At 67.9% G+C, this 23075-nt stretch carries 20 protein-coding genes; 14 read left to right on the top strand and 6 right to left on the bottom strand.

Going from position 1 to position 23075, the window contains the following annotated elements; translation table 11 throughout:
* Position 1 precedes the first annotated feature (1 nt).
* From RTK35_RS05370 to RTK35_RS05360, 3 genes are all read right to left on the bottom strand, one after another.
* Positions 2-436, bottom strand: a complete 435-nt coding sequence (locus RTK35_RS05370) for a YeeE/YedE family protein (RefSeq protein WP_316907549.1) — start codon at positions 434-436, stop codon at positions 2-4.
* A 160-nt stretch (positions 437-596) separates the two neighbouring features.
* Complete coding sequence (locus RTK35_RS05365) at positions 597-1421, bottom strand: class I SAM-dependent methyltransferase (RefSeq protein WP_172434735.1); 825 nt, start codon at positions 1419-1421, stop codon at positions 597-599.
* 123 nt (positions 1422-1544) lie between these two features.
* On the bottom strand, positions 1545-1841 hold the full coding sequence (locus RTK35_RS05360; protein WP_044412885.1) for a YceK/YidQ family lipoprotein: 297 nt from the start codon (positions 1839-1841) through the stop codon (positions 1545-1547).
* A gap of 257 nt (positions 1842-2098) precedes the next feature.
* Between RTK35_RS05360 and cydP the strand changes: the two genes are divergently transcribed.
* From cydP to RTK35_RS05335, 5 genes are read left to right on the top strand one after another with little or no spacing between them, the layout of a single operon-like run.
* A complete protein-coding gene (gene cydP, locus RTK35_RS05355) occupies positions 2099-2320 on the top strand; it encodes a cytochrome oxidase putative small subunit CydP (protein WP_052807659.1) in 222 nt (73 codons plus the stop codon).
* Complete coding sequence (locus tag RTK35_RS05350; RefSeq protein WP_107330367.1) at positions 2317-3879, top strand: cytochrome ubiquinol oxidase subunit I; 1563 nt, start codon at positions 2317-2319, stop codon at positions 3877-3879. The genes cydP and RTK35_RS05350 overlap by 4 nt, the downstream gene beginning before the upstream one ends.
* Positions 3880-3889: 10 nt before the next feature.
* The gene (gene cydB, locus RTK35_RS05345; protein WP_107330368.1) at positions 3890-5032 is read left to right on the top strand and encodes a cytochrome d ubiquinol oxidase subunit II; all 1143 of its coding nucleotides are present in this window, start codon (positions 3890-3892) and stop codon (positions 5030-5032) included.
* 12 nt (positions 5033-5044) lie between these two features.
* Positions 5045-5155, top strand: coding sequence for a cytochrome bd-I oxidase subunit CydX (gene cydX / locus RTK35_RS05340; protein ID WP_044412898.1), 111 nt, complete (start codon positions 5045-5047; stop codon positions 5153-5155).
* Positions 5136-5441 (top strand): cyd operon YbgE family protein, encoded by a 306-nt coding sequence (locus tag RTK35_RS05335; protein WP_074973997.1) that lies wholly within the window; start codon positions 5136-5138, stop codon positions 5439-5441. Before cydX ends, RTK35_RS05335 begins: the two co-directional genes overlap by 20 nt.
* 152 nt (positions 5442-5593) lie before the next feature.
* On the opposite strand, the gene RTK35_RS05330 is transcribed toward RTK35_RS05335, so the two are convergent.
* The gene (locus RTK35_RS05330) at positions 5594-6349 is read right to left on the bottom strand and encodes an EAL domain-containing protein (RefSeq protein ID WP_074973995.1); all 756 of its coding nucleotides are present in this window, start codon (positions 6347-6349) and stop codon (positions 5594-5596) included.
* A gap of 216 nt (positions 6350-6565) precedes the next feature.
* Here RTK35_RS05330 and RTK35_RS05325 point away from each other — a divergent pair, with 216 nt between their 5' ends.
* The 5 genes from RTK35_RS05325 to RTK35_RS05305 all read left to right on the top strand — a co-directional run bounded on the left by RTK35_RS05325 (position 6566) and on the right by RTK35_RS05305 (position 13012).
* A complete protein-coding gene (locus RTK35_RS05325; RefSeq protein ID WP_044412906.1) occupies positions 6566-7567 on the top strand; it encodes an AraC family transcriptional regulator in 1002 nt (333 codons plus the stop codon).
* Between the two features lie 120 nt (positions 7568-7687).
* Positions 7688-8551, top strand: a complete 864-nt coding sequence (locus tag RTK35_RS05320; protein ID WP_316907548.1) for an MBL fold metallo-hydrolase — start codon at positions 7688-7690, stop codon at positions 8549-8551.
* A 10-nt stretch (positions 8552-8561) separates the two neighbouring features.
* Complete coding sequence (locus RTK35_RS05315; protein WP_316907547.1) at positions 8562-10298, top strand: bifunctional protein tyrosine phosphatase family protein/NAD(P)/FAD-dependent oxidoreductase; 1737 nt, start codon at positions 8562-8564, stop codon at positions 10296-10298.
* Positions 10295-12052 (top strand): sulfate permease, encoded by a 1758-nt coding sequence (locus RTK35_RS05310; protein ID WP_316907546.1) that lies wholly within the window; start codon positions 10295-10297, stop codon positions 12050-12052. The genes RTK35_RS05315 and RTK35_RS05310 overlap by 4 nt, the downstream gene beginning before the upstream one ends.
* A 72-nt stretch (positions 12053-12124) precedes the next feature.
* On the top strand, positions 12125-13012 hold the full coding sequence (locus RTK35_RS05305; protein WP_074973987.1) for a LysR family transcriptional regulator: 888 nt from the start codon (positions 12125-12127) through the stop codon (positions 13010-13012).
* A 3-nt stretch (positions 13013-13015) separates the two neighbouring features.
* On the opposite strand, the gene RTK35_RS05300 is transcribed toward RTK35_RS05305, so the two are convergent.
* On the bottom strand, positions 13016-13648 hold the full coding sequence (locus RTK35_RS05300; RefSeq protein WP_044412919.1) for a TetR family transcriptional regulator: 633 nt from the start codon (positions 13646-13648) through the stop codon (positions 13016-13018).
* Positions 13649-13855: 207 nt separating this feature from the next.
* On the opposite strand from RTK35_RS05300, the gene RTK35_RS05295 reads away from it, so the two are divergent.
* From RTK35_RS05295 to RTK35_RS05280, 4 genes are all read left to right on the top strand, one after another.
* A complete protein-coding gene (locus tag RTK35_RS05295) occupies positions 13856-14998 on the top strand; it encodes an efflux RND transporter periplasmic adaptor subunit (RefSeq protein WP_316907545.1) in 1143 nt (380 codons plus the stop codon).
* A 12-nt stretch (positions 14999-15010) separates the two neighbouring features.
* The gene (locus tag RTK35_RS05290) at positions 15011-18145 is read left to right on the top strand and encodes an efflux RND transporter permease subunit (RefSeq protein ID WP_044412925.1); all 3135 of its coding nucleotides are present in this window, start codon (positions 15011-15013) and stop codon (positions 18143-18145) included.
* Positions 18142-19593, top strand: a complete 1452-nt coding sequence (locus RTK35_RS05285) for an AdeC/AdeK/OprM family multidrug efflux complex outer membrane factor (RefSeq protein ID WP_316907544.1) — start codon at positions 18142-18144, stop codon at positions 19591-19593. The genes RTK35_RS05290 and RTK35_RS05285 overlap by 4 nt, the downstream gene beginning before the upstream one ends.
* A 723-nt stretch (positions 19594-20316) precedes the next feature.
* Positions 20317-21132, top strand: a complete 816-nt coding sequence (locus tag RTK35_RS05280) for an outer membrane protein OmpK (protein WP_142014087.1) — start codon at positions 20317-20319, stop codon at positions 21130-21132.
* A gap of 333 nt (positions 21133-21465) precedes the next feature.
* Here RTK35_RS05280 and RTK35_RS05275 read toward each other — a convergent pair whose 3' ends face one another.
* Positions 21466-22923, bottom strand: a complete 1458-nt coding sequence (locus RTK35_RS05275; RefSeq protein ID WP_044412932.1) for a sodium:solute symporter family protein — start codon at positions 22921-22923, stop codon at positions 21466-21468.
* Positions 22924-23075 lie beyond the last annotated feature (152 nt).

Raw genomic sequence — 23075 nt, 5'->3', positions numbered from 1 at the left:
CTCAAGCCCCCAGCAGATGGCGGATGACGAAGACGCTGGCAAAGCCGCTGGCCATGAAGCAGGCCACCGCCACCAGGGAGCGCGATGACAGCCGCGACAGGCCGCAGACGCCGTGGCCGCTGGTGCAGCCGGCGCCATAGCGGGTGCCCAGCCCCACCAGCAGGCCGGCCGCCACCAGGCCGAGGGCGCCGGTGTGGAATTGCGGTTGCGGCCAGTGGCCCAGCAGCCCCCAGAGCAGCGGGGCGAGCAGCAGGCCAAGGAGGAACAGGACCTTCTCGCCCCGCCCTTCGCTGCCCGGTTGCAGCAGCGCGCCCAGCAGGCCGCTGATGCCGGCGATGCGCCCGTTGAAGGCGGCGAAGGCGCCCGCCGCCAGGCCGATCAGCACGCCACCGGCCAAGGCGGAGCCGGGGGTGAAGGCCATCCAGTCGATGTGCACGGGGTCTCCTCGTTGACCATCGGGCGCAGCGTTTTCGCTCGCCAATATACCCATAGGGGTATTTAGCTACAGCGCAAACGTGCCGGCAAGCGGCCATTTCGCCGCAGCGGATGAACGGTCGAGGAGAAAGGCGGAGCCCCGGAGGGCTCCCGAGGCAGGTTCAGCCGCGCTTGACGGCCTGAAGGGTGTAGCTGAGGGGCAGGCGGTCGGGGGCTTCGCTGAGGCGCCATTCGCCGCCGCTGACGCGGTGCATACGCCCGGGCAGGGCCTCCCAGGGCAGGCTGCGGTGTTCTTCCAGCCCGGTGAGGGTCATGCCGTTCTCCAGCAGCGCGGTGATGATCTCGCCGAGGCCGTGGTTCCACTCGTGGGTGCGGGTGGCGGTGAGGGGGCGGTCGGTCTCGACGTAGCTGCTGGCGTCGTCCCAGACCATCGGCTCGGGGCGTTCGAAGTAGGGGTATTCGATCACCAGGCCGTCCAGGCGTGCTTCGTTCACGGCACCGAGCATGGGATGCCCGTCGCGGATGAACAGCCAGCCGCCGGGCTTGAGCAGGGCCGCAACGGTACGCGCCCAGTCGCGGATGCTGGGCAGCCAGCAGAGGGCGCCGATGCCGGTGTAGACGAAGTCGAAGCTGGCGCGCGGCAGGGCCTGGTCGGCGGCACAGACCTCGGCCTCGACGAACTCCAGCGGGGCGTCGCAGCGCCGTGCCAGTTCGCGGGCCTGCTCGAGGGAGGCGGGGGAGAAGTCGAGGCCGGTCATGCGGGCGCCGAGGCGCGCCAGGGAAAGGGTGTCGGTGCCGATGTGGCACTGCAGGTGCACGCCGCGCAGGCCGACGATGTCGCCGAGACGCGGCTGGTCGAAACGCACCACGTCGGAGAGGTGGCCGGGGTCTCTGACGAAGCGCTCCACCTGATAGTCCGCCGAGGCGGCGTGCAGGGGGGCGCGGTCATCCCAGTTGGCGCGATTGAGATCCAGGTATCCGTTCATGGGGTCTTCCTGTCGTCCGTGAAGGCCGTCGATGCTGCGCCTCGGGGGCGCCTCCGTCCAGATACCGGCGACGGTGGGTACTGTCGGATTAAGCCGCCGACCGATGGCGTGCGCGCTGTAAGGCTAGAAGTGCGAGGCCGAGTAGGCGTCCCAGGGCAGCAGCACGGTGTCCACGGTGGCGTCCACCGGCATGGAGACGACGGTGGCCACCGGGCAGACCACGCTGAGCCAGCAGAACAGCGAGGCATAGCCGCCGTAGCCGGGGTACAGGTCGAAGCTGAGCAGCATGACGTCGGCCTTCACGCCCTTGTAGTAGTCGTGGCCGATCAGCCCGCTCGGGGTGTGGTCGTCGGCGCGGCCGAGCAAGGTGCCGCAGCCGCTCAGGGCCAGGCAGGTGAGTGCGGTGATGAGGGTTCGCATGGTCCGTCACGCCAGGGGTGGATGGGGGTGCAGCCTACCCCATCGGCGTCTCCGCGGTCCGTGAACGGCTGCGACATCTCGACACGGCAGGCGTGCCGGCGATCATCCCGACCTCGGCTGCAGCCCTCGCCAACCTTGACATGCGCGAGAACTGGCTAAGCTTGCACTGCGACACCCAGCCGCATTACCCACACCTTGTGCAGGGAGATGGCCAGGATCAAGAATAGGGACCATTCATACCCCAAGGGGTATCTGGCATGCACACACGTCGTACGCTCATGTCCTCGCGCACCCTGGTCAGGGAAATCACCTGCATCCTGCTGATCAAGCTCCTGCTGCTCTGGGGCATCAAGACGCTCTGGTTCGACGCCCCCACGGTCCCCCGTGACGGCGCATCACGTACAGCCGCCCGCCTGCTCGATGCGCCCACGCCCCCTTCCGCATCCCCCCAACCATCCACTGAGGAGAGCCCGAGATGATCACGGAAGCAGTCGTCGATCTATCGCGCCTGCAGTTCGCCCTGACTGCGATGTACCACTTCCTGTTCGTGCCCCTGACGCTCGGCCTGTCGTTCCTGCTGGCGATCATGGAGTCGGTGTACGTGATGACCGGCAAGCAGGTGTACAAGGACATGACGCAGTTCTGGGGCAAGCTGTTCGGCATCAACTTCGCCCTCGGCGTCACCACCGGGCTGACCATGGAGTTCCAGTTCGGTACCAACTGGGCCTACTACAGCCACTACGTGGGGGATATCTTCGGCGCGCCGCTGGCCATCGAGGGCCTGATGGCGTTCTTCCTCGAATCCACCTTCATCGGCCTGTTCTTCTTCGGCTGGGACCGCCTCACCCGCGTGCAGCACCTGACCGTGACCTGGCTGGTGGCGCTGGGCTCGAACCTCTCGGCGCTGTGGATCCTGATCGCCAACGGCTGGATGCAGAACCCGGTGGGCGCGGAGTTCAACTTCGAGACCATGCGCATGGAGCTGACCGACTTCGGCGCCCTGCTGTTCAACCCGGTGGCCCAGGTCAAGTTCGTCCACACCGTGGCAGCCGGCTACGTGACCGGGGCGATCTTCGTGCTGGCGATCTCCAGCTGGTACCTGCTGAAGAAGCGTGACCAGGGCTTCGCCCGCCGCTCCTTCGCCATCGCCTCGGCCTTCGGCCTGGCGTCGATCCTCTCGGTGATCGTGCTGGGCGACGAGTCCGGCTACGAGATCGGCGACGTGCAGAAGACCAAGCTGGCGGCCATCGAGGCCGAGTGGGACACCCACCCGGCACCGGCGGGCTTCACCCTGTTCGGCATCCCCGACCAGGAGGCCATGCGCACCGACTACGCCATCAAGATCCCCTATGTGCTGGGCCTGATCGCCACCCGCTCGCTGGACAAGGAGGTCACCGGCATCAAGGACCTGCTGGTGCAGCACGAGGCGCGCATCCGCAATGGCATGAAGGCCTACGCGCTGCTGGAGCAACTGCGCGGCGGTGACCGCAGCGAGGCCACCCTGGCGGCCTTCAACGCGGTGAAGCTGGACCTGGGCTACGGCCTGCTGCTGAAGAAGTACACCGACAAGGTAGTGGACGCGACCGACGAGCAGGTGCGCCAGGCCAGCCTGGACACCATCCCCGACGTGCTTTCGCTGTTCTTCAGCTTCCGCGTCATGGTGGCCGCCGGCTTCCTCATGCTGGCGCTGTTCGCCTGTGCCTTCTGGGCCTCGGCGCGCAAGAACGAGGAGCGCAAACCCTGGCTGCTGAAGTGGGCGCTGTGGAGCCTGCCGCTGCCGTGGCTCGCCGCGCAGACCGGCTGGTACGTGGCCGAGCACGGCCGCCAGCCCTGGTCCATCGGCGAGGTGCTGCCGACGCACCTGTCCACGTCGAGCCTGAGTACTGGCGATGTGTGGGGTTCGCTGACCGCGCTGATCGCCTTCTACAGCCTGCTGCTGGTGGTGGAGATGTACCTGATGATCCGCTTCGCGCGGCTCGGGCCCTCCAGCCTGCACACCGGGCGCTACCACTTCGAGCAACAACCGGCCGCTGCCTGAGGAGACCGCCATGCTGGATTACGAAAGCCTCAAGCTGATCTGGTGGGTCCTGGTGGGCGTGCTGCTGATCGGCTTCGCCCTGACCGATGGCTTCGACCTGGGGGCGGCGGCGCTGCTGCCGATCGTCGGCCGCACCGACAGTGAGCGCCGGGTGGTGATCAACACCATCGCGCCGCACTGGGACGGCAACCAGGTCTGGCTGATCACCGCCGGCGGCGCGCTGTTCGCCGCCTGGCCGCTGGTCTACGCCGCCGCCTTCTCGGGCTTCTACTGGGCGATGTTGCTGGTGCTGTTCGCCCTGTTCGTGCGCCCGGTGGGCTTCGACTACCGCAGCAAGCTGGCCAACACCCGCTGGCGGCAGACCTGGGACTGGGGGCTGTTCGCCGGGGCGCTGGTGCCCTCGCTGGTGTTCGGCGTGGCCTTCGGCAACCTGCTGCTGGGCGTGCCCTTCCAGTTCGACGGGGACCTGCGGGTGAGCTACCACGGCAGCTTCTGGCAACTGCTCAACCCCTTCGGCCTGGTGGCCGGGGTGACCAGCCTGTCGATGCTGATGCTGCACGGCGCCACCTGGCTGATGATGCGCACCGAGGGCGATGTAGCCCTGCGCAGCCGGCGCGCGGCGCAGGTGGCGGCGCTGGTGTACCTGGCGGCCTTCCTCGCTGCGGGGGCCTGGCTGTGGCTGGGCGGCATCAACGGGCAGGTGATCGCCGCACCGCTGGAGACCGGCAAGGCGCTGAGCCCGCTGGCCAAGCAGGTGGCCGCCGGCAACCCCGGCTGGCTGGGCAACTACGCGGCCTACCCGTGGACCATGCTGGCGCCGGTACTCGGCGTGCTCGGCGCGCTGCTGGCCCTGGCCGGTGCCTCGGCGCGGCGCGGCGGGCTGGCCTTCCTCGGGTCGAGCCTGGCCATCGTCGGCACCCTGTGCACCGCCGGCTTCGCGCTGTTCCCCTTCGTCATGCCGTCCTCGCTGGACCCGATGTCGAGCCTGACGGTGTGGGATGCGGTGTCCAGCCACAAGACCCTGGGGATCATGTTCGTGGTGGCCTGCCTCTTCGTGCCGCTGATCCTGATCTACACCCTCTGGGGCTACGCGAAGATGTGGGGCCGGGTGACCACCGCGCACATCGACGAAAACACCCATCGCCTCTACTGAAGGAGCCCGACCATGTGGTACTTCGCCTGGATACTCGGTGTGCTGCTGGCCTGCAGCTTCGGGATCATCAACGCGCTGTGGCTGGAAACCACGCAGAACCTGGATGAGGACGCCAGTGACTGAGCCCCGCGCCCTGAGCGCCGCCCCGCTGGGGCGAGCGCTCTCGCTGCTGCTGGCGGCGCCGCTGGCGCTGCTGTTGCTGATCCACCCCGGTGCCTTCGTCGATGACACGGGCGCCTACTCCCACGGCCTGCTGATGCTGACCATGCTCGGCATCAGCGGCGGCTTCGTCCACGGCGTGGGCTTCGTCCCGCGCGCCCTGCCCTGGCGCCTGCTGTTCAGCCCCTGGTGCGCCTGGCCGCTGCTGGTGCTGGGCTACGCGCTGCTGGCCCGGGCACAGGGTTTCTGAACGCCCCCGCGCAAGGCGGGGGGTATCGGCAATTGTGAAGTTGTCGAATTGGTCAACTTCCAATTGCACTTCGCCCATGTTCGAAAGTGTTATCAACGCCACGCCAGTGCATTCACCAGACGGTTAAGCTGCGCAACTCTCGCGAACACCCATCAGAACTTCAGTGATCCATTGCCCGGTATATCCGGGTGATCGACACGCGGCATGCCGAACAAGAAGCCTTGCAGCCATTCGACATTTACCGCGCAGGCAAGTTGATGGTCGGCCGGGGTTTCGATGCCTTCGAGTACCACCACCGGGGATATATCCCGGCAGGTTTCGACGACCTGTTCCAGACGCCTGAGTGCCGAGCCGCCCTCCCGTGCTTCCACCAGGTAGCTGCGGTCGATCTTGATGATGCCGGGGCGCGCCTCGGCGACGAAATCCAGGGTGAAACAGCCGGCGCCGAGGTCGTCCACCGCCACCTTGCAACCCAGGTGGGAGAAGCGCTGGAAGAACGCCAGGGCATCGGCGTGGCTGCCGAAGCGGGCGCTCTCGGTGATCTCGATGACCAGCCGACCAGCCAGTTCCGGACGGTCCTCGAACAGGCCGCCCAGAGCCTCCCAGCCGGGGTCGAGGGCGGCGCTCAGGGCCGAGATGTTGCAGCCGAGGGTGAGGGCTGGGTTGCGGTCCAGCAGGCGCACGACGTTGGACACCACCGAGGCGTCCAGCAGGCGGATGCGCCCCAGGCGCTCCAGCAGGGCGATGGGATTGCAGGGAAACGGTTCGGCCAGGCTGCGCAGCAGGCCTTCGTAATAGAGAACACGATGGGGGTGCCGGGAATGGACCACCGGTTGAAAGGCCAGGCCCAACTTCCCGTCGTTCAATGCATCGTAGAACTCACAGGCAAGATCACTGGATTGGGACATGCGCGCACACAAGGACGACCTCGATGAATGTTTTAAATCCACAAAGAACCGGCATGCGCGGGAACATGCACGCACATAAAACTTTGTGAAGTTTTTCACGGAAATTATCCTATTGCGAAGAAATGCGCGGTAAGTGTCCGGGGACACCTTTTCCTTGTCCTGAAGTACAGGGCGACCCCACTTCCAAGAACTCAATGACCCGGCCTGGATAGATTCATGTACGCGATTACCGCCGCCTGTTCGAAGGTCCTGTGGAAGGCCCTGGTCAAGTCAGGAGTCGACCCGGACAGCCTGGCGATCCCCGCACAGGAGATCGAAGCCGCGCTGGCCAGTGGCGCGCCAATCCGGACGGCAGTGATCTACGGCCTGTTCGACGAGGCCCTGCGGCAGACCGGCAACCCGGACCTGGGCCTGCTGGCCTACCACTACGCCCACCCGTCGGTGTGGAGCCCGTTCACCTACAGCATCATGTCCGCCCCGACCCTGGGCAACGCGCTGGAACGGGTAGTGGAGTACCACCCGCTGATCAGCAGCGGCTCGCAGCTGTTCCTCGACCGGGACAGCGCCGGCAACCTGGTGCTGCACGGGCGCGAGCTGGGCCAGTTGAGCGCCCCCCGGGCCTTCCTCGATGCCGGCGCGGCGCTGGTGCTGGCGTTGATCCACTGGCTGGAGCCCTATCACCGGCCGATGCCGATCCGCGTGGAGTTCACCTACCCCGAGCCGGAAAACACCGCCCGCCTGGCGCGCCTGTTCGGCCCGGACCTGGTGTTCTCCGCGCGCACCAATGCCCTGGTGTTCTGCCCGTCCATCGCCGAGTTGCCGCTGCCCACCGCCGACGAGGCGCTGGACGCCCTGCACGCCGAGCGCGCACAGCACATGGCCCACGAGATCCTCAACGGTTCGGTGGCGGCCCGGGTGCGCCGCCTGCTGATGGAACTGATCGCCGCCCAGGCCCGCCCTACCCTGCCGGACATCGCCGAGCGCCTGGGCCTCAGCCCGCGCAGCCTGCAGAACGCGCTGGACCGCGAGGACACCCACTTCAAGGCCATCGCCGACGATTGCCGCCTGCGCCTGGCCCACGACTACCTGAGGCGCTCCACGCGGAGCATCAAGTACATCGCCACCACCCTCGGCTTCAACGACCAGAGCAGTTTCCACAAGGCCTGTCTGCGCTGGTTCGGCATGTCGCCCAACCGCTATCGCGCCGACCTGGGTTGAATACCCCGAAGGTTTCAGCGCGCCGCCGCATATATCAAAAAAATATAAATATATAACTGGATGACAGCTATGCTCAGCATCATACAAATACCCCAAGGGGTATTTAAGGAGAGCTGAACCATGACTGCCCACGTTGAACCCTTCTTCGACCCCGCCACCTTCACCTACAGCTACGTGGTGAGCGACCCGGCCTCCCGGCGCTGCGCCGTGGTGGACTCGGTGCTCGACTACGACCCCGCCGCCGGGCGCACCCGCACCGCCAGCGCCGACCGCCTGATCACCTATGTGCGCGAACAGGGGCTGACCCTGGAGTGGATCCTGGAGACCCACGTCCACGCCGACCACCTCTCCGCCGCGCCCTACATCCAGCGCCAGCTGGGCGGCAGGCTGGCCATCGGCGAGCACATCACCGTGGTGCAGCGGACCTTCGGCACGCTGTTCAACGCCGAGAGCGGCTTCGCCACCGATGGCAGCCAGTTCGACCACCTGCTCAAGGACGGCGACCGCTTCAGCGTCGGCGGCATCCAGGCCCAGGCGCTGCACACCCCCGGCCACACCCCGGCCTGCATGACCTACCTGATCGGCGACGCCGCGTTCGTCGGCGACACCCTGTTCATGCCCGACTACGGTACCGCCCGCTGCGACTTCCCCGGCGGCGACGCGCGCACCCTGTACCGCTCCATCCGCCGGCTGTTCGACCTGCCGGACGCCACCCGCCTGTTCATGTGCCACGACTACAAGGCCCCGGGGCGCGAGCACTTCCTCTACCAGACCAGCGTGGGCGAGGAACGTGCCCACAACGTGCACGTGCACGAAGGCATCAGCGAAGACGAGTTCGTCGCCATGCGCCAGGCCCGCGACGCCACCCTCGGCATGCCCGCCCTGATCCTGCCCTCGGTGCAGGTGAACATGCGCGCCGGGCAGTTGCCGCCGGCCGAGGCCAACGGCACCCGCTACCTGAAGATTCCCCTGAACGCACTCTGAGAGGCCGACCATGGACAGCATCAAGCGCCTCACCCCCTTCATCGCCGTCTCCACCCAGCTGCAGCCGGCGGACATGGGCACCCTGGCCGCCGCGGGCTACCGCTGCGTGATCAACAACCGCCCGGACAACGAGGGCGAGCAGCAGCCCAGCTCTGCCGAGATGCAGGCCGCCGCCCAGGCCAATGGCCTGGACTACCACCACCTGCCGGTGGTGTCCGGGCAGATCCGCGATGCCGACGTCGAGGCCTTCAACGCCCTCCTCGCCCAGGTGCGTGGCCCGGTGCTGGCCTACTGCCGGACCGGCACCCGCTCCTGCAGCCTGTGGGCCCTGAGCGAAGCCCATCACCTCGACCCGTTGGCCCTGCTGGCCACCGCCCGCGAGGCCGGCTACGACCTCAGCGGCCTGGCCCCGCGCCTGGAACAGCGCTGGCAGGACGCACCGCGTGCCGAGCCCAGCCACGCCAGCCCCGGCCAGCGCTACGACGTGGTGGTGGTGGGCGGCGGTGCCGCCGGCTGCGCGGTGACCGCCAGCCTGCTCAAGCGCCAGCCCGGCTTGCGCATCGCCGTGGTGGAGCCCCGTGACCAGCACCACTACCAGCCCGGCTGGACCCTGGTGGGCGCCGGCGTGTTCGACCGCGCCCGCACCGAGCGCCCCATGGCCCAGTGCATCCCGCCCCAGGCGCAGTGGGTGCACGCCGCCGTGGCCGCCTTCGAGCCGGAGCAGCAGTGCGTGGTGCTGGAAGACGGCACCCGCCTCGCCTACCGGGCCCTGGTGGTGTGCCCCGGGCTGAGCCTGGACTGGGGCGCCATCGACGGCCTGGAGGAAACCCTCGGCCGCAACGGCGTCACCTCCAACTACCGCTTCGAGCTGGCGCCCTACACCTGGCGCCTGGTGCAGGAACTGCGCGAAGGGCGCGCCCTGTTCACCCAGCCGCCGATGCCGATCAAATGCGCCGGCGCACCGCAGAAGGCGCTCTACCTGTCCTGCGACTGGTGGCAGCGCGAGGGCCGGCTGGGCGCCATCCAGCCCGAGTTCTGCAGCGCCGGCGCCGCGCTGTTCGGCGTGGCTGACTTCGTCCCGACGCTGATGGGCTACATCGAGCGCTACGGCGTGAACCTGCAGCTGACCACGCAACTGGTGAAGGTGGACGGCCCGGCGCGGCGCGCCTGGTTCCGCCAGACCGGCAAGGACGGCCAGGTCCATGAGCTGGAGAAGACCTTCGACCTGCTCCATGTGGTGCCGCCGCAGAAGGCCCCGCGCTTCATTCGCGACAGCGTGCTGGCCAACGCCGAGGGCTGGGTCGAGGCCGACCACGAGACCCTGCGCCACCCGCGCTTCGGCAACATCTTCAGCCTGGGTGACGTCTGCGCCGCGCCCAATGCCAAGACCGCCGCCGCCGTGCGCAAGCAAGCCCCGGTGGTGGCGGAGAACCTCCTGGCGGTGCTGGCCGGCCGTGGGCCACGGGCGCTCTACGACGGCTACGGCGCCTGCCCGCTCACCGTGGAACGCGGCAAGGTGGTGCTGGCCGAGTTCGGCTATGGCGGCAAGCTGCTGCCCACCTTCCCCCTCGACCCACGGGTGCCGCGCCGCCTGGCCTGGGACCTGAAGGTGCGGGCCATGCCCGGCATCTACTTCGACATGATGCTGCGGGGCCGCGAGTGGCTGGCCGAGCCCAGGCACCTGCCCCATGAACCCCTGGCGGTGGAGGCCCCGGCCGCCTGCGACTTCGAGCGGGAACGGAAGTGAGCCTCAAGCACTGGCTGCCCTGCACCGACTGGCTGAGTGGCTACGACCGCGCCGCCGCCGGCCAGGACGCCCTCGCCGCGGTGATCGTGACCCTGATGCTGGTGCCCCAGAGCCTGGCCTACGCCATGCTCGCCGGGCTGCCACCCATCGCCGGGCTCTACGCCAGCATCCTGCCGTTGCTGGCCTATGCGCTGTTCGGCTCCAGCCGCACCCTGGCGGTGGGGCCGGTGGCCGTGGTGTCGCTGATGACCGCCAGCACCCTGCAGCCGCTGTTCCCCGCCGGCAGTGCCGAGTACGCCAGCGCCGCCCTGCTGCTGGCCCTGCTCAGCGGCCTGCTGCTGGCGGGCATGGCGGTGCTGCGCCTGGGGTTTCTCGCCAACTTCCTCAGCCACCCGGTGATCTCCGGTTTCATCAACGCCTCCGGGTTGCTGATCGCCTGCGGCCAGCTCAAGCACCTCCTCGGTGTGCAGGCCGGCGGCGACACCCTGCCGGAGCTGCTGCCCTCGCTGGTCCAGCACCTGCCCTCGCTGAACCCCACCACGCTGCTGATCGGCGGGCTCAGCCTGCTGTGGCTGTGGTGGGCGCGCAGCCGGGCCAAGGCCACCCTGCTCCGCCTCGGCCTGCCCGCCGGCCTGGCACGGGCGGCGCCGGCCCTGGCCATCGTGGTGGCGATCCTCGCCGTCAGCCTGCTGGGCCTCGGCGCCCACGGGGTGAAGGTGGTGGGGGACATTCCCTCGGGGTTGCCCGGGTTCACCCTGCCCAGCCTGGACCCGGCGCTGGCAGCCAAGCTGCTGCCTTCCGCCCTGCTGATCAGCCTGGTGGGTTTCGTCGAATCGGTGTCGGTGGCGCAGACCCTGGCCGCCACCCGGCGCCAGCGCATCGGCCCGGACAACGAGCTGCTCGGCCTCGGTGCGGCCAACGTGGCGGCGGCCTTCAGCGGCGGCTTCCCGGTCACCGGCGGCTTCGCCCGCTCGGTGGTGAACCACGACGCCGGCGCGCAGACGCCCCTGGCCGGGGTGATGACCGCCGGCGGCATCGCCCTCGGCACCCTGCTGCTGACGCCGCTGCTGCACGAACTGCCCCAGGCGGTGCTGGCCGCCACCATCATCGTCGCGGTGCTCAGCCTGGTGGACCTGGGCTCGCTGCTGCGCACCTGGCGCTACGCCTGGCAGGACGGCGCCGCGCAGCTGGCCACCATGGCCGGCGTGCTGCTGATGGGGGTGGAGAGCGGCATCCTGCTGGGTGTCGGCCTGTCGCTGCTGCTGTTCCTCTGGCGCACCAGCCGGCCGCACATGGCGGTGGTGGGCCAGGTGCCGGGCAGCGAGCACTTCCGCAACGTCGAGCGCCATGCGGTCAACGAGAGCCCGACGGTGCTGTCCCTGCGGGTGGACGAGAGCCTGTACTTCCCCAACGCCCGCTACCTGGAGGAGCGCATCGTCGAGCTGATCGCCCAGCGGCCCCAGGTGCGCCACCTGGTGCTGATGTGCTCGGGGGTGAACCTGATCGACGCCAGTGCGCTGGATTCCCTGGAGGCCATCGTCGAGCGCCTGCGGGCCAGCGACGTGCAGCTGCACCTGTCCGAGGTGAAGGGCCCGGTGATGGACCAGCTCGGTCGCAGCACCTTCCTGCGCACCTTCGGCGGGCAGGTGTTCCTCAGCCAGTACCAGGCACTGAAAGCCCTGGCGCCGGACAGCCTGCAGGAGCCGGCGCCACACCACCCGTGCGTGGCGCACCTGCCCCGGCGCTCGACCTGACAGCCGCTCATTCGTGCCCGAAGGGGCGCTATGCTTGCCCGGCATTTGCGCCCCGTTCACGAATGAGCCGCCATGAAAGCCACTTCCGATGAGCTCCTGCACTTCGTCGCGGTCGTCGACTGCGGTTCCATCAGCGCCGCTGCCGAACAGCTGCACCTGACGCCCTCGGCCATCAGCCGCAGCCTCGCGCGGCTGGAGGGCAAGCTCGCCACCACCCTGCTCAACCGCACCACCCGGCGCATGGAGCTGACCGAGGAGGGGCGCTTCTTCCTCGACCAGGCGCGGGACATCCTGCAGCGCATGGACAGCCTCGAAGAGCGCCTGGCCCTGCGCCGCCAGCGCCCCGCCGGGCGCCTGCGGGTCAATGCCGCCTCGCCCTTCATGCTGCACGCGGTGGTGCCCCATGTCGGTGCCTTCCGCGCGCTGTACCCGGACATCCAGCTGGAGCTGAACACCAACGACCAGATCATCGACCTGCTGGAACAGCGCACCGACGTGGCCATCCGCATCGGCCCGCTGGGGGATTCCAGCCTCCACGCCCGCCCGCTGGGGGCCAGCCGCCTGCACCTGCTGGCCAGCCCCGACTACCTGGCCCGCCAGGGCCGGCCCGAGCGGGTGGAGGACCTGGCCGGGCACAGCCTGCTGGGCTTCACCCAGCCGGAGAGCCTGAACCTGTGGCCGTTGCGGCACGCGGGGGGCGAGCAGTGGCGGATCACCCCGAGCCTCAGCGCCTCCAGCGGCGAGACGCTGCGCCAGCTGGCCCTGGCCGGCGAGGGCATCGCCTGCCTGGCGAGCTTCATGAGTGACCGGGACCTGGCCGAGGGGCGGCTGGTGAAGCTGCTGGGGGAGGCCATGAGCGACTACCGCCAGCCGATCCACGCGGTGTACTACCGCAACACCCAGCTGGCCCTGCGCATCCAGTGCTTCCTCGACTTCCTCCAGGCGCGCCTGGCCGGCTGAGGCTCAGCGGCGCAGGGCGGGGCTGAAGCGGAGCATGTCCAGCAGGGCATCCACCATGGCTTCGGCCTGGTGCTCCAGGTCGAGGCCTTCCGGCACCAGCAGCCAGTTGGCCTGCAGCCCGTCGATGTAGGCATGCACCGCCACGGCGGCACGCGGGCAGTCGAGGTCGGCCGGCAACTGGCCCTTGCCGACGGCATTGGCCAGGGTGCGGGCGATGCGCTGGTCGCACTCGATGCCGAAGGCCTGCATCCGGCGCCGCAGGTCGCCCAGGTCGTCGGTGTATTCGCACTTGTGCTGGAGGATTTCGGTGATGCGACGGCTCTGCGGGTCATCCACCAGGCGCAGCAGCAGGCGCACCAGCAGCTGGCGCATGCGCCCGAGGGGGTCGCTCTCGCGCTCGCTCTCGCTGGCGCGGGCCAGCTCCTCAAGCGGGCTGCGCAGGCGCTCGCAGAGGGCCTGGAACAGGTCGACCTTGTTCTCGAAGTGCCAATAGATGGCGCCCCGCGACACACCCGCATCCGAGGCAATCTCGGCCAGCGAGGCGCGGGAGACGCCCTTGTCATAAAAGACGCGCTCGGCGGCATCCAGGATCTGGATGCGGGTTTCCTCGGCTTCTTCCTTGGTTCGTCTGGCCATGCCTACAGGTGCTTCACATGAAAAGGGCGAATAGGAGAAATCCCACATCTCTATCGACACATTCTCTGACAGAGATACAGGAAGAATCATTTACAAACGTTCACGCATGTAAGTATATTCGTTAGCAACCTAAAGAATCTACCCTCACTCCCAGTGAGGGTTTCGCCCGTTCGGGCACACGAATTCTCACAACGAGGTCTTACACAGATGCAGAAGAAGCCAGCCTTCGCCGCCATGGTTTCCGCCGTCGCTCTGGCTACGTTCACGCTCGTCGGGTGCCAGGAGGCCTCGGCACCGCCGCCTCAGCAGACGCCCCAGGTGGGCATCGTGACCCTGCAGGCCGAGCCCTACACGCTGACCACCGAGCTGCCGGGCCGCACCAGCGCCTTCCGCATCGCCGAGGTACGCCCGCAGGTGGACGGCATCATCCAGAAGCGCCTGTTCCAGGAAGGCACCGAGGCGAAGGCCGGCCAGCAGCTGTACCAGATCGACCCGTCCGTCTATCAGGCATCGCTGAAGAGCGCCGAGGCGACCCTCGCCTCCGCCCGTTCCCTGGCCGACCGCTACAAGGCCCTGGTGAGCGACCAGGCCGTGAGCCGCCAGTCCTACGACGAGGCCCGCGCCGCCCAGCTGACCGCCGAAGCAGCGCTGGAGAAGGCCCGCATCGACCTGCGCTACACCAAGGTGCTGGCCCCCATCAGCGGCCGCATCGGCCGTTCCGCCGTGACCGAGGGCGCGCTGGTCAACAACGGCCAGACCACCGCGATGGCCACCATCCAGCAGCTCGACCCGATCTACGTCGACGTCACCCAGTCCACCAAGGAGCTGCTGCGCCTGCGCCGTGACCTGGAGAGCGGCCAGCTGCAGAAGGCCGGCGACAACGCCGCCAAGGTGCGCCTGACCCTGGAAGACGGCAGCACCTACGAGCACGAAGGCACCCTGGAGTTCTCCGAGGTGTCGGTGGACGAAGGCACCGGCTCGGTGACCCTGCGCGCCATGTTCCCCAACCCCGAGCACACCCTGCTGCCGGGCATGTTCGTGCACGCCCAGCTCAGCTCCGGCGTCAACCAGCAGGCCATCCTCGCGCCCCAGCAGGGCGTGACCCGCGACCTCAAGGGCCAGGCCGTGGCCATGGTGGTGAATGCCGAGAACAAGGTGGAGATGCGCCCGCTGGAAGCCGACCGTGCCGTGGGTGACCGCTGGCTGGTGACCAAGGGCCTGAACCCGGGTGATCGCCTGATCACCGAAGGCCTGCAGTTCGTCCAGCCCGGCATCGAGGTCAAGACCGCCCCGGCGACCAACGTGGCCCAGGCCAAGCCCGCCGAAGCCGAGCCGGCCAAGCGCTCATAAGGAGCCCGTTCCATGTCGAAATTCTTCATCGACCGGCCGATCTTCGCCTGGGTGATCGCGCTGGTGATCATGCTGGCCGGCGGCCTGTCCATCCTCAAGCTGCCGATCAACCAGTACCCGAGCATCGCCGCGCCCGCCGTGGCGATCCAGGTCAGCTACCCCGGCGCCTCGGCGCAGACGGTGCAGGACACCGTGGTGCAGGTCATCGAGCAACAGCTCAACGGCATCGACGGCCTGCGCTACATCGCCTCGGAGAGCAACTCCGACGGCAGCATGACCATCACCGCCACCTTCGAGCAGGGCACCAACCCCGACATCGCCCAGGTGCAGGTGCAGAACAAGCTGCAGCTGGCCACCCCGCTGCTGCCCCAGGAGGTCCAGCAACAGGGCATCCGCGTCACCAAGGCGGTGAAGAACTTCCTGCTGGTGATCGGCGTCGTCTCCGAAGACGGCTCCATGGACAAGAACGACCTGGCCAACTACATCGTCTCCAACATGCAGGATCCGATCTCGCGGACCAAGGGCGTGGGCGACTTCCAGGTGTTCGGAGCCCAGTACGCCATGCGCATCTGGCTCGACCCGGCCAAGCTGAACAACTACCAACTGACCCCGGTGGACGTGAAGACCGCCATCCAGGCGCAGAACGTGCAGATCTCCTCCGGCCAGCTCGGCGGCCTGCCCGCCTCCCCCGGCCAGCAGCTCAACGCCACCATCGTCGGCAAGACCCGCCTGCAGACCCCCGAGCAGTTCCGCGAGATCCTCCTCAAGGTCAACCGCGACGGCTCCCAGGTGCGCCTGCGTGACGTCGCCACCGTGGAGCTGGGCGGCGAGAACTACAGCATCAGCGCCCAGTTCAACGGCAACCCCGCCTCCGGCATGGCCATCAAGCTGGCCACCGGCGCCAACGCGCTGGACACCGCCAAGGCCATCCGCCAGACCATCTCCGAGCTGGAGCCGTTCTTCCCGCCGGGCATGAAGGTGGTGTTCCCCTACGACACCACCCCGGTGGTCAGCGCCTCCATCGAGGGCGTGATCCACACCCTGGGCGAAGCCATCGTCCTGGTGTTCCTGGTGATGTTCCTGTTCCTGCAGAACTTCCGCGCCACCATCATCCCCACCCTCGCGGTGCCGGTGGTGCTGCTGGGCACCTTCGGCGTGCTCGCCGCGTTCGGCTTCACCATCAACACCCTGACCATGTTCGCCATGGTCCTGGCCATCGGCCTGCTGGTGGACGACGCCATCGTCGTAGTGGAGAACGTCGAGCGGGTGATGGCCGAGGAAGGCCTCTCGCCGCTGGAAGCCACCCGCAAGTCCATGGGCCAGATCCAGGGTGCCCTGGTGGGCATCGCCCTGGTGCTCTCGGCGGTGTTCCTGCCGATGGCCTTCTTCGGCGGCTCCACCGGCGTGATCTACCGGCAGTTCTCCATCACCATCGTCTCGGCCATGGCCCTGTCGGTGCTGGTGGCCCTGGTGTTCACCCCGGCGCTGTGCGCCACCCTGCTCAAGCCGGTGCACGGCGGCCACCACGAGAAGCGCGGCTTCTTCGGCTGGTTCAACCGCACCTTCGACCGCAGCGTGCGCGGCTACGAGCGCGGCGTGCGCAGCATCCTCACCCGCAAGCTGCCGTACCTGCTGATGTACGTGGTGATCCTCGGCGTCATGGCCTGGCTGTTCACCCGCATCCCCACCGCCTTCCTCCCCGAGGAAGACCAGGGCGTGCTCTTCGCCCAGGTGCAGACCCCGTCCGGCGCCAGCGCCGAGCGCACCCAGGTGGTGGTCGACCAGATGCGCGAGTACCTGCTGACCCAGGAGAAGGACACGGTCAAATCGGTGTTCACCGTCACCGGCTTCAACTTCGCCGGTCGCGGCCAGAGCTCGGGCATGGCCTTCATCATGCTCAAACCGTGGAACGAGCGCCCCGGCGCCGAGCACAGCGTGTTCGCCCTGGCCAACCGCGCGCAGATGCACTTCTTCAGCTTCCGCGACGCCATGGTGTTCGCCTTCGCCCCGCCGGCGGTGATGGAGCTGGGCAACGCCACCGGCTTCAACTTCTTCCTCCAGGACCGTGCCGGCGTCGGCCATGAAACCCTCAACGCCGCCCGTGACCAGTTCCTCGCCCTCGCCTCGAAGGACCCGGTGCTCACCCGCGTGCGGGCCAACGGTCTGCGCGACGAGCCGCAGTACCAGTTGCTGATCGACGACGAGAAGGCCCGTGCCCACGGCGTCTCCCTCTCCGACATCAACAACACCGTGTCCATCGCCTGGGGCGCCAGCTACGTCAACGACTTCATCGACCGTGGCCGGGTGAAGAAGGTCTACCTGCAGGGCGAAGCCGACGCGCGGATGAACCCCGAGGACCTGAACAAGTGGTACGTGCGCAACGACCAGGGCCAGATGGTGCCGTTCAGCGCCTTCGCCAGCGGCGAGTGGACCTACGGTGCGCCCAAGCTGGCCCGCTACAACGGCGTGTCGGCGGTGGAGATCCTCGGCGAGGCGTCCCCGGGCCACAGCTCCGGTGAAGCCATGGCCGCGGTCGAGCGCATCGCCAAGCAGCTGCCGGCCGGCGTCGGCTACTCCTGGACCGGTCTCTCCTACGAGGAGCGCCTCTCCGGCTCCCAGGCCCCGGCGCTGTACGCCCTCTCGCTGCTGGTGGTGTTCCTCTGCCTGGCGGCGCTCTACGAGAGCTGGTCGATCCCGTTCTCGGTGATGCTGGTGGTCCCGCTCGGGGTGATCGGTGCGCTGCTGTTCACCAGCCTGCGCGGCCTGTCCAACGACGTGTTCTTCCAGGTCGGCCTGCTCACCACCATCGGCCTCTCGGCGAAGAACGCCATCCTCATCGTGGAGTTCGCCAAGGAGCTGCACGAACAGGGCAAGAGCCTGTTCGACGCCGCCGTGGAAGCCTGCCGCATGCGCCTGCGCCCGATCATCATGACCTCGCTGGCGTTCATCCTCGGCGTGGTGCCCATGGCCATCTCCAGCGGCGCCGGTTCGGGCAGCCAGCACGCCATCGGTACCGGCGTGATCGGCGGCATGCTCACCGCGACCATCCTGGCGATCTTCTGGGTGCCGCTCTTCTATGTACTGGTCTGCTCGCTGTTCAAGGACAAGCGCAGCAAAGACGAACTGACCAAGGAGGCCGCCGAATGAGGCCGTCCCTGCTGTCCCTCGCGGTCGCCGGCGTCCTGCTCGGCGGCTGCTCCCTGATCCCCGACTACCAGCGCCCCGAGGCCCCGGTGAACGCCGCCTGGCCCCAGGGCGAGGCCTACACCGCCAGCGACAGCGGCGCCCAGTCCCGGGTGGCCGCCGCCGATCTCGGCTGGCGCGAGTTCTTCCAGGACCCGGCCCTGCAACGCCTGCTGGAAAGCGCCCTGACCAACAACCGCGACCTGCGCGTGGCAGCCCTCAACGTCGAGGCCTACCGCGCCCAGTACAGCATCCAGCGCGCCGACCTGTTCCCCAGCGTCAGCGCCGATGGCAGCGGCACCCGCCAGCGCATGCCGGCGGACCTCTCCAGCAGCGGCCGCGCCACCACCAGTGGCTCCTACGCCGCCACCCTGGGCGTCAGCGCCTGGGAGCTGGACTTCTTCGGCCGCGTGCGCAGCCTGACCGAGCAGACGCTCGAACAGTACCTGGCCACCGAGGAAGCCCAGCGCAGCGCGCAGATCAGCCTGCTGGCCAGCGTCGCCAACGCCTACCTCACCCTGCAGGCCGACCAGGCCCAGTTGCGGCTGACCCGCGACACCCTGAAGACCTACCAGGAAAGCTACGCCCTCACCCAGCGCAGCTTCGACGTGGGCGTGGCCGACGCGCTGTCCCTCAGCCAGGCCCGCACCGCCGTGGAAAGCGCCCAGGTGACCCTGGCGCAGTACACCCGCCAGGTGGCCCAGGACCGCAACGCCCTCACCCTGCTGGTGGGCGGCCCGCTGCCCAACGACCTGCCCCAGGGCGAAGTGCTGAGCGACGACCAGTTGGCCGAAGTGCCCGCCGGCCTGCCCTCGGAGATTCTCCAGCGGCGCCCCGACCTGCTCCAGGCCGAGCACCAGCTGAAGGCCGCCAATGCCAGCATCGGCGCGGCACGGGCAGCGTTCTTCCCGCGCATCACCCTCACCGCCAACGCCGGCAGCCGCAGCGCCGAGCTGTCCGGGCTGTTCGACGCCAGCTCCGGCAGCTGGCTGTTCCAGCCGCAGATCAGCCTGCCGATCTTCAACGCCGGCCGGCTGAAGGCCAGCCTCGACTACGCCGAGGTGCAGAAGAACATCCAGGTGGCGCAGTACGAGAAGGCCATCCAGACCGCGTTCCAGGAAGTCGCCGACGGCCTCGCCGCCCGCACCACCTACGAACAGGAACTGGACGCCCAGCGCAACCTGGTGCGCACCTCCGAGGAGTACTACGGCCTGGCCGAACGCCGCTACCGCACCGGCGTGGACAGCTACCTGACCCTGCTCGACGCCCAGCGCCAGCTGTTCAGTGCGCGCCAGCAGCTGATCAGCGCCCGCCTCAAACAGCTCACCAGCGAGGTCAACCTGTACAAGGCCCTCGGCGGCGGCTGGAACGAGCGCACCGCCAGCACCACCCCGGCGGCACCGAAATCCTGATTCGCGTGTATCGGCCGACGGAAGCGGCCACCCTTGCTGCGCGATGCCCCCGCCCCATGGCGGGGGCTTTTTTATGCGCGCACGGAAGCCACGTTTCCCGTTCACCGGAAGCGCCACGGCGGGTCACGTCGGTGGCGTGGTGGAAACGGCCCTGATGGCGGTTCTCACATCCACCAGCGGTGCCAGACCGAACCACCGTTGGTGGATCGGTGGAGCCCGTAGGATGCGGTGAGCTCGGCGAACCGCATCAATCCAGGCCCGGCCCACCATGATGGGCTTCGCACAGCTCAGCCCATCCTACGAAGCGCCTCGGCGCCATCCGGTGAGCATCGAGCCAGGGGGTTATCCCCAAGGCCTGGGTGCCAGGGCTTGGTGGAACGGTGGAGCACGATCCACTGCGATGCCTCTGCCCGCGTGGGCTGAAGCCCACCCTGAGGGGTGACGGAGGTCGTCGGAGGGGCGCCCCAAACTGATGCAGGCCTGTTCGATCGGTCAGCTCCGGCCGCCCATAACCGTGCAGCCCCCGCCCCTCCACAAGTCGGAATTTGACCTCGAAACACCGATAACCCCTTGAAACATCGGGGCCTATCCCGATAATCCCGCGCCCGGGGAAGGCGTCGCGAAAAACTGGCTCCTTTCTTGCTCTGGCAGGCAAGCCTGACCAATCAGACAGCTTCCACACAGAGGGAAGCCAATAAAACCAGCACCAGGAGCCCATCCCGAATGAACCGTACCCTCTCCGCTCTCGCGCTCGCCGGCGGCCTGCTGACCGCTGGCCAAGCCCTGGCCGACGGTCCCCTGCTGTGGCAGAACAACAGCGTCACCTACCTCTACGGGCAAGACTTCAAGGTCAACCCCGAGATCCAGCAGACCTTCACCTTCGAGCACGCCAGCGGCTGGACCTGGGGCGACCTGTTCCTCTTCGTCGACCAGATCAACTACAACGGCAAGGCCGACGCCAACGCCGGCAACAACACCTACTACGGCGAGATTTCCCCGCGCCTGTCCTTCGGCAAGCTGTTCGACCAGAAGATCGCCTTCGGCCCGGTGACCGACGTGCTGCTTGCCGCCACCTATGAGCGTGGCGAGAACCGCAACCAGAACTACCTGCTCGGCCCGGGCTTCGACCTGGCCCTGCCCGGCTTCGACTACTTCCAGCTGAACTTCTACTACCGCAAGCCCGACGGCATCACCAAGAACCCGTCCGGCCAGTGGCAGGTCACCCCGGTGTGGTCCTACACCGTGCCGGTGGGCAAGTCCGATATCCTCATCGACGGCTTCATGGACTGGGTCTGGAACAACAAGGACGCCACCACCAACCGCCCCAACGATCTGCACGCCAACCTGCACTTCAACCCGCAGATCAAGTACGACCTGGGCAAGGCCCTGGACCTGGGCGCCAAGCAGCTCTACGTGGGTGTCGAGTACGACTACTGGAGCAACAAGTACGGCATCGACGACAACAGCTTCCTGGGTGACAAGATCCTCGGCGGCACCGACCAGAACACCGCCAGCCTGCTGGTCAAGGTGCACTTCTGATCCATCCGCGCGCCGGCGTCCTGCCGGCGCGCCTCGGGTCCCGGCACCCGCCCTCTGCGCTCTTCACCTCCCCCACCACATTCCCCACGCACRCSCGCCGGCGTCCTGCCGGCGCGCCTCGGGTCCCGGCACCCGCCCTCTGCGCTCTTCACCTCCCCCACCACATTCCCCACGCACACCCGCCGGCCCATCCAGGGCACGGATTCGGCACGGCTGCACGACGGGCAGCACAGGCCCGCCGCCTGGCGCGCGGAGTCAGTCAGTACGAAGAGGAAGGGGTAACGCGGGCGGGCAGGCAAAGCGCCCTCCCCTGTCCGGGGAGGGCGCCCGGGGTCAGGCGCGGGCCGATGCAGAGGCGGTGATGCCCTGCACGCTCTGGCCACGGTCACGGCTGAACTGCGGGATCAGCGAACCGATCACCATGCCCAGCAGGCTCATCAGCAGGCCGGCCAGTTGCGGCGGCCAGAAGTCGGTTTCCTGGTAGGTCAGCTCCAGGGACACCCAGCTCAGCAGGCCGAAGGCAATGGCGAACAGCGCGCCCTGGGTGGTCGCCCGCTTCCAGAACAGCCCGGCGAACAGCGGCACCACGGCGGCCACCAGGGTGACCTTGTAGGCGTTGCCGACCATCTCGTAGATGCTGGCGTTGGAGTTCAGGGCGAACACCGAGGTGGCGATGGTCATCAGCACCACGCTCACGCGCATGGCCAGCAGGAACTGACGGTCGCTCATGGCCGGCACGAAGTTCTTCAGGATGTTCTCGGTGAAGGTCACCGACGGCGCCAGCAGGGTGCCAGAAGCGGTGGACATGATCGCCGACAGCAGCGCGCCGAAGAACATCACCTGGGCGAACAGCGGGGTCCGCTCCATGATCAGGTGCGGCAGGATCATCTGCGAATCCTCGGCCAGCCACTTCTGCACCATCGCCGGATCGATCAGCGAGGCCGCGTAGGTGAGGAAGATCGGCAGCATGCAGAACGACAGGTAGAACACCGCGCCGGCCATGGAGGCGCGGGCGGCGATGTTCTCGGTCTTGGCCGACATGACGCGGGCGTAGACGTCCTGCTGCGGGATCGAGCCCAGCATCAGGGTCACTGCCGCCGCGATGAAGGCCACGATGTCCCGAGGCTCGAAGCCGTGAATGAAGGTGAACTTGCCCTCGGCTGCGGCGTGACTGATGACCACATCAGCACCGCCGGCCATGCCGCCGATCAGCCAGGTCAGGTACACCAGGCCGACCACGATGATGATCATCTGCATGAAGTCGGTCAGCGCCACCGACCACATGCCGCCGAACAGGGTGTAGAGCAGCACGATGCCGGTGCCGATCAGCATCCCCTGGGTGGTGCTGATGGAACCGTCGGAGAGCACGTTGAACACCACGCCCAGGGCGGTCAGCTGCGCCGCCACCCAGCCCAGGTAGGAGCCGATGATCACCAGGCTGGTGAAGATCTCGACGTGCGGGCCGTAGCGCTTGCGGAAGAAGTCGCCGATGGTCAGCAGGTTCATGCGGTACAGCGGACGCGCGAAGATCAGGCCCACCAGCATCAGGCAGCCGAAGGAACCGAACGGGTCCTCGATGATGCCGGCGAAGCCTTCCTCGATGAAGGTGGCGGGGATGCCCAGCAGGGCCTCGGAACCGAACCAGGTGGCGAACACCATCGCCGCGACCAGGGGGAAGGACATGCTCCTGCCGCCGGCGGCGAAATCCTTGGAGTTCTTGACGCGAGTGGATGCGTAGAAGCCGACACCGACGGTGATCAGCAGGTAGACCGCAACAAACCAGATCAGCATGGGATGAATACCAGTGGCTCGCCCGTCATCCGGCGTGGGCTGGGCCCGCTAGGCCGCCGGGACTGACAGAATTTTTGTTTTCGTGGCGCGTCACGACCGGCGAGTGCTCCCCCTGAAGGCGCAGGCCTTGCCGGGGTCGTGGCCACCTGCCG

The sequence above is a fragment of the Pseudomonas sp. zfem003 genome, from assembly GCF_032621675.1.
Classification (GTDB): domain Bacteria; phylum Pseudomonadota; class Gammaproteobacteria; order Pseudomonadales; family Pseudomonadaceae; genus Metapseudomonas; species Metapseudomonas otitidis.
The sequence above is the reverse complement of the archived record's forward strand: the minus strand, read 5'-3'. Positions and strand labels throughout refer to the sequence as shown.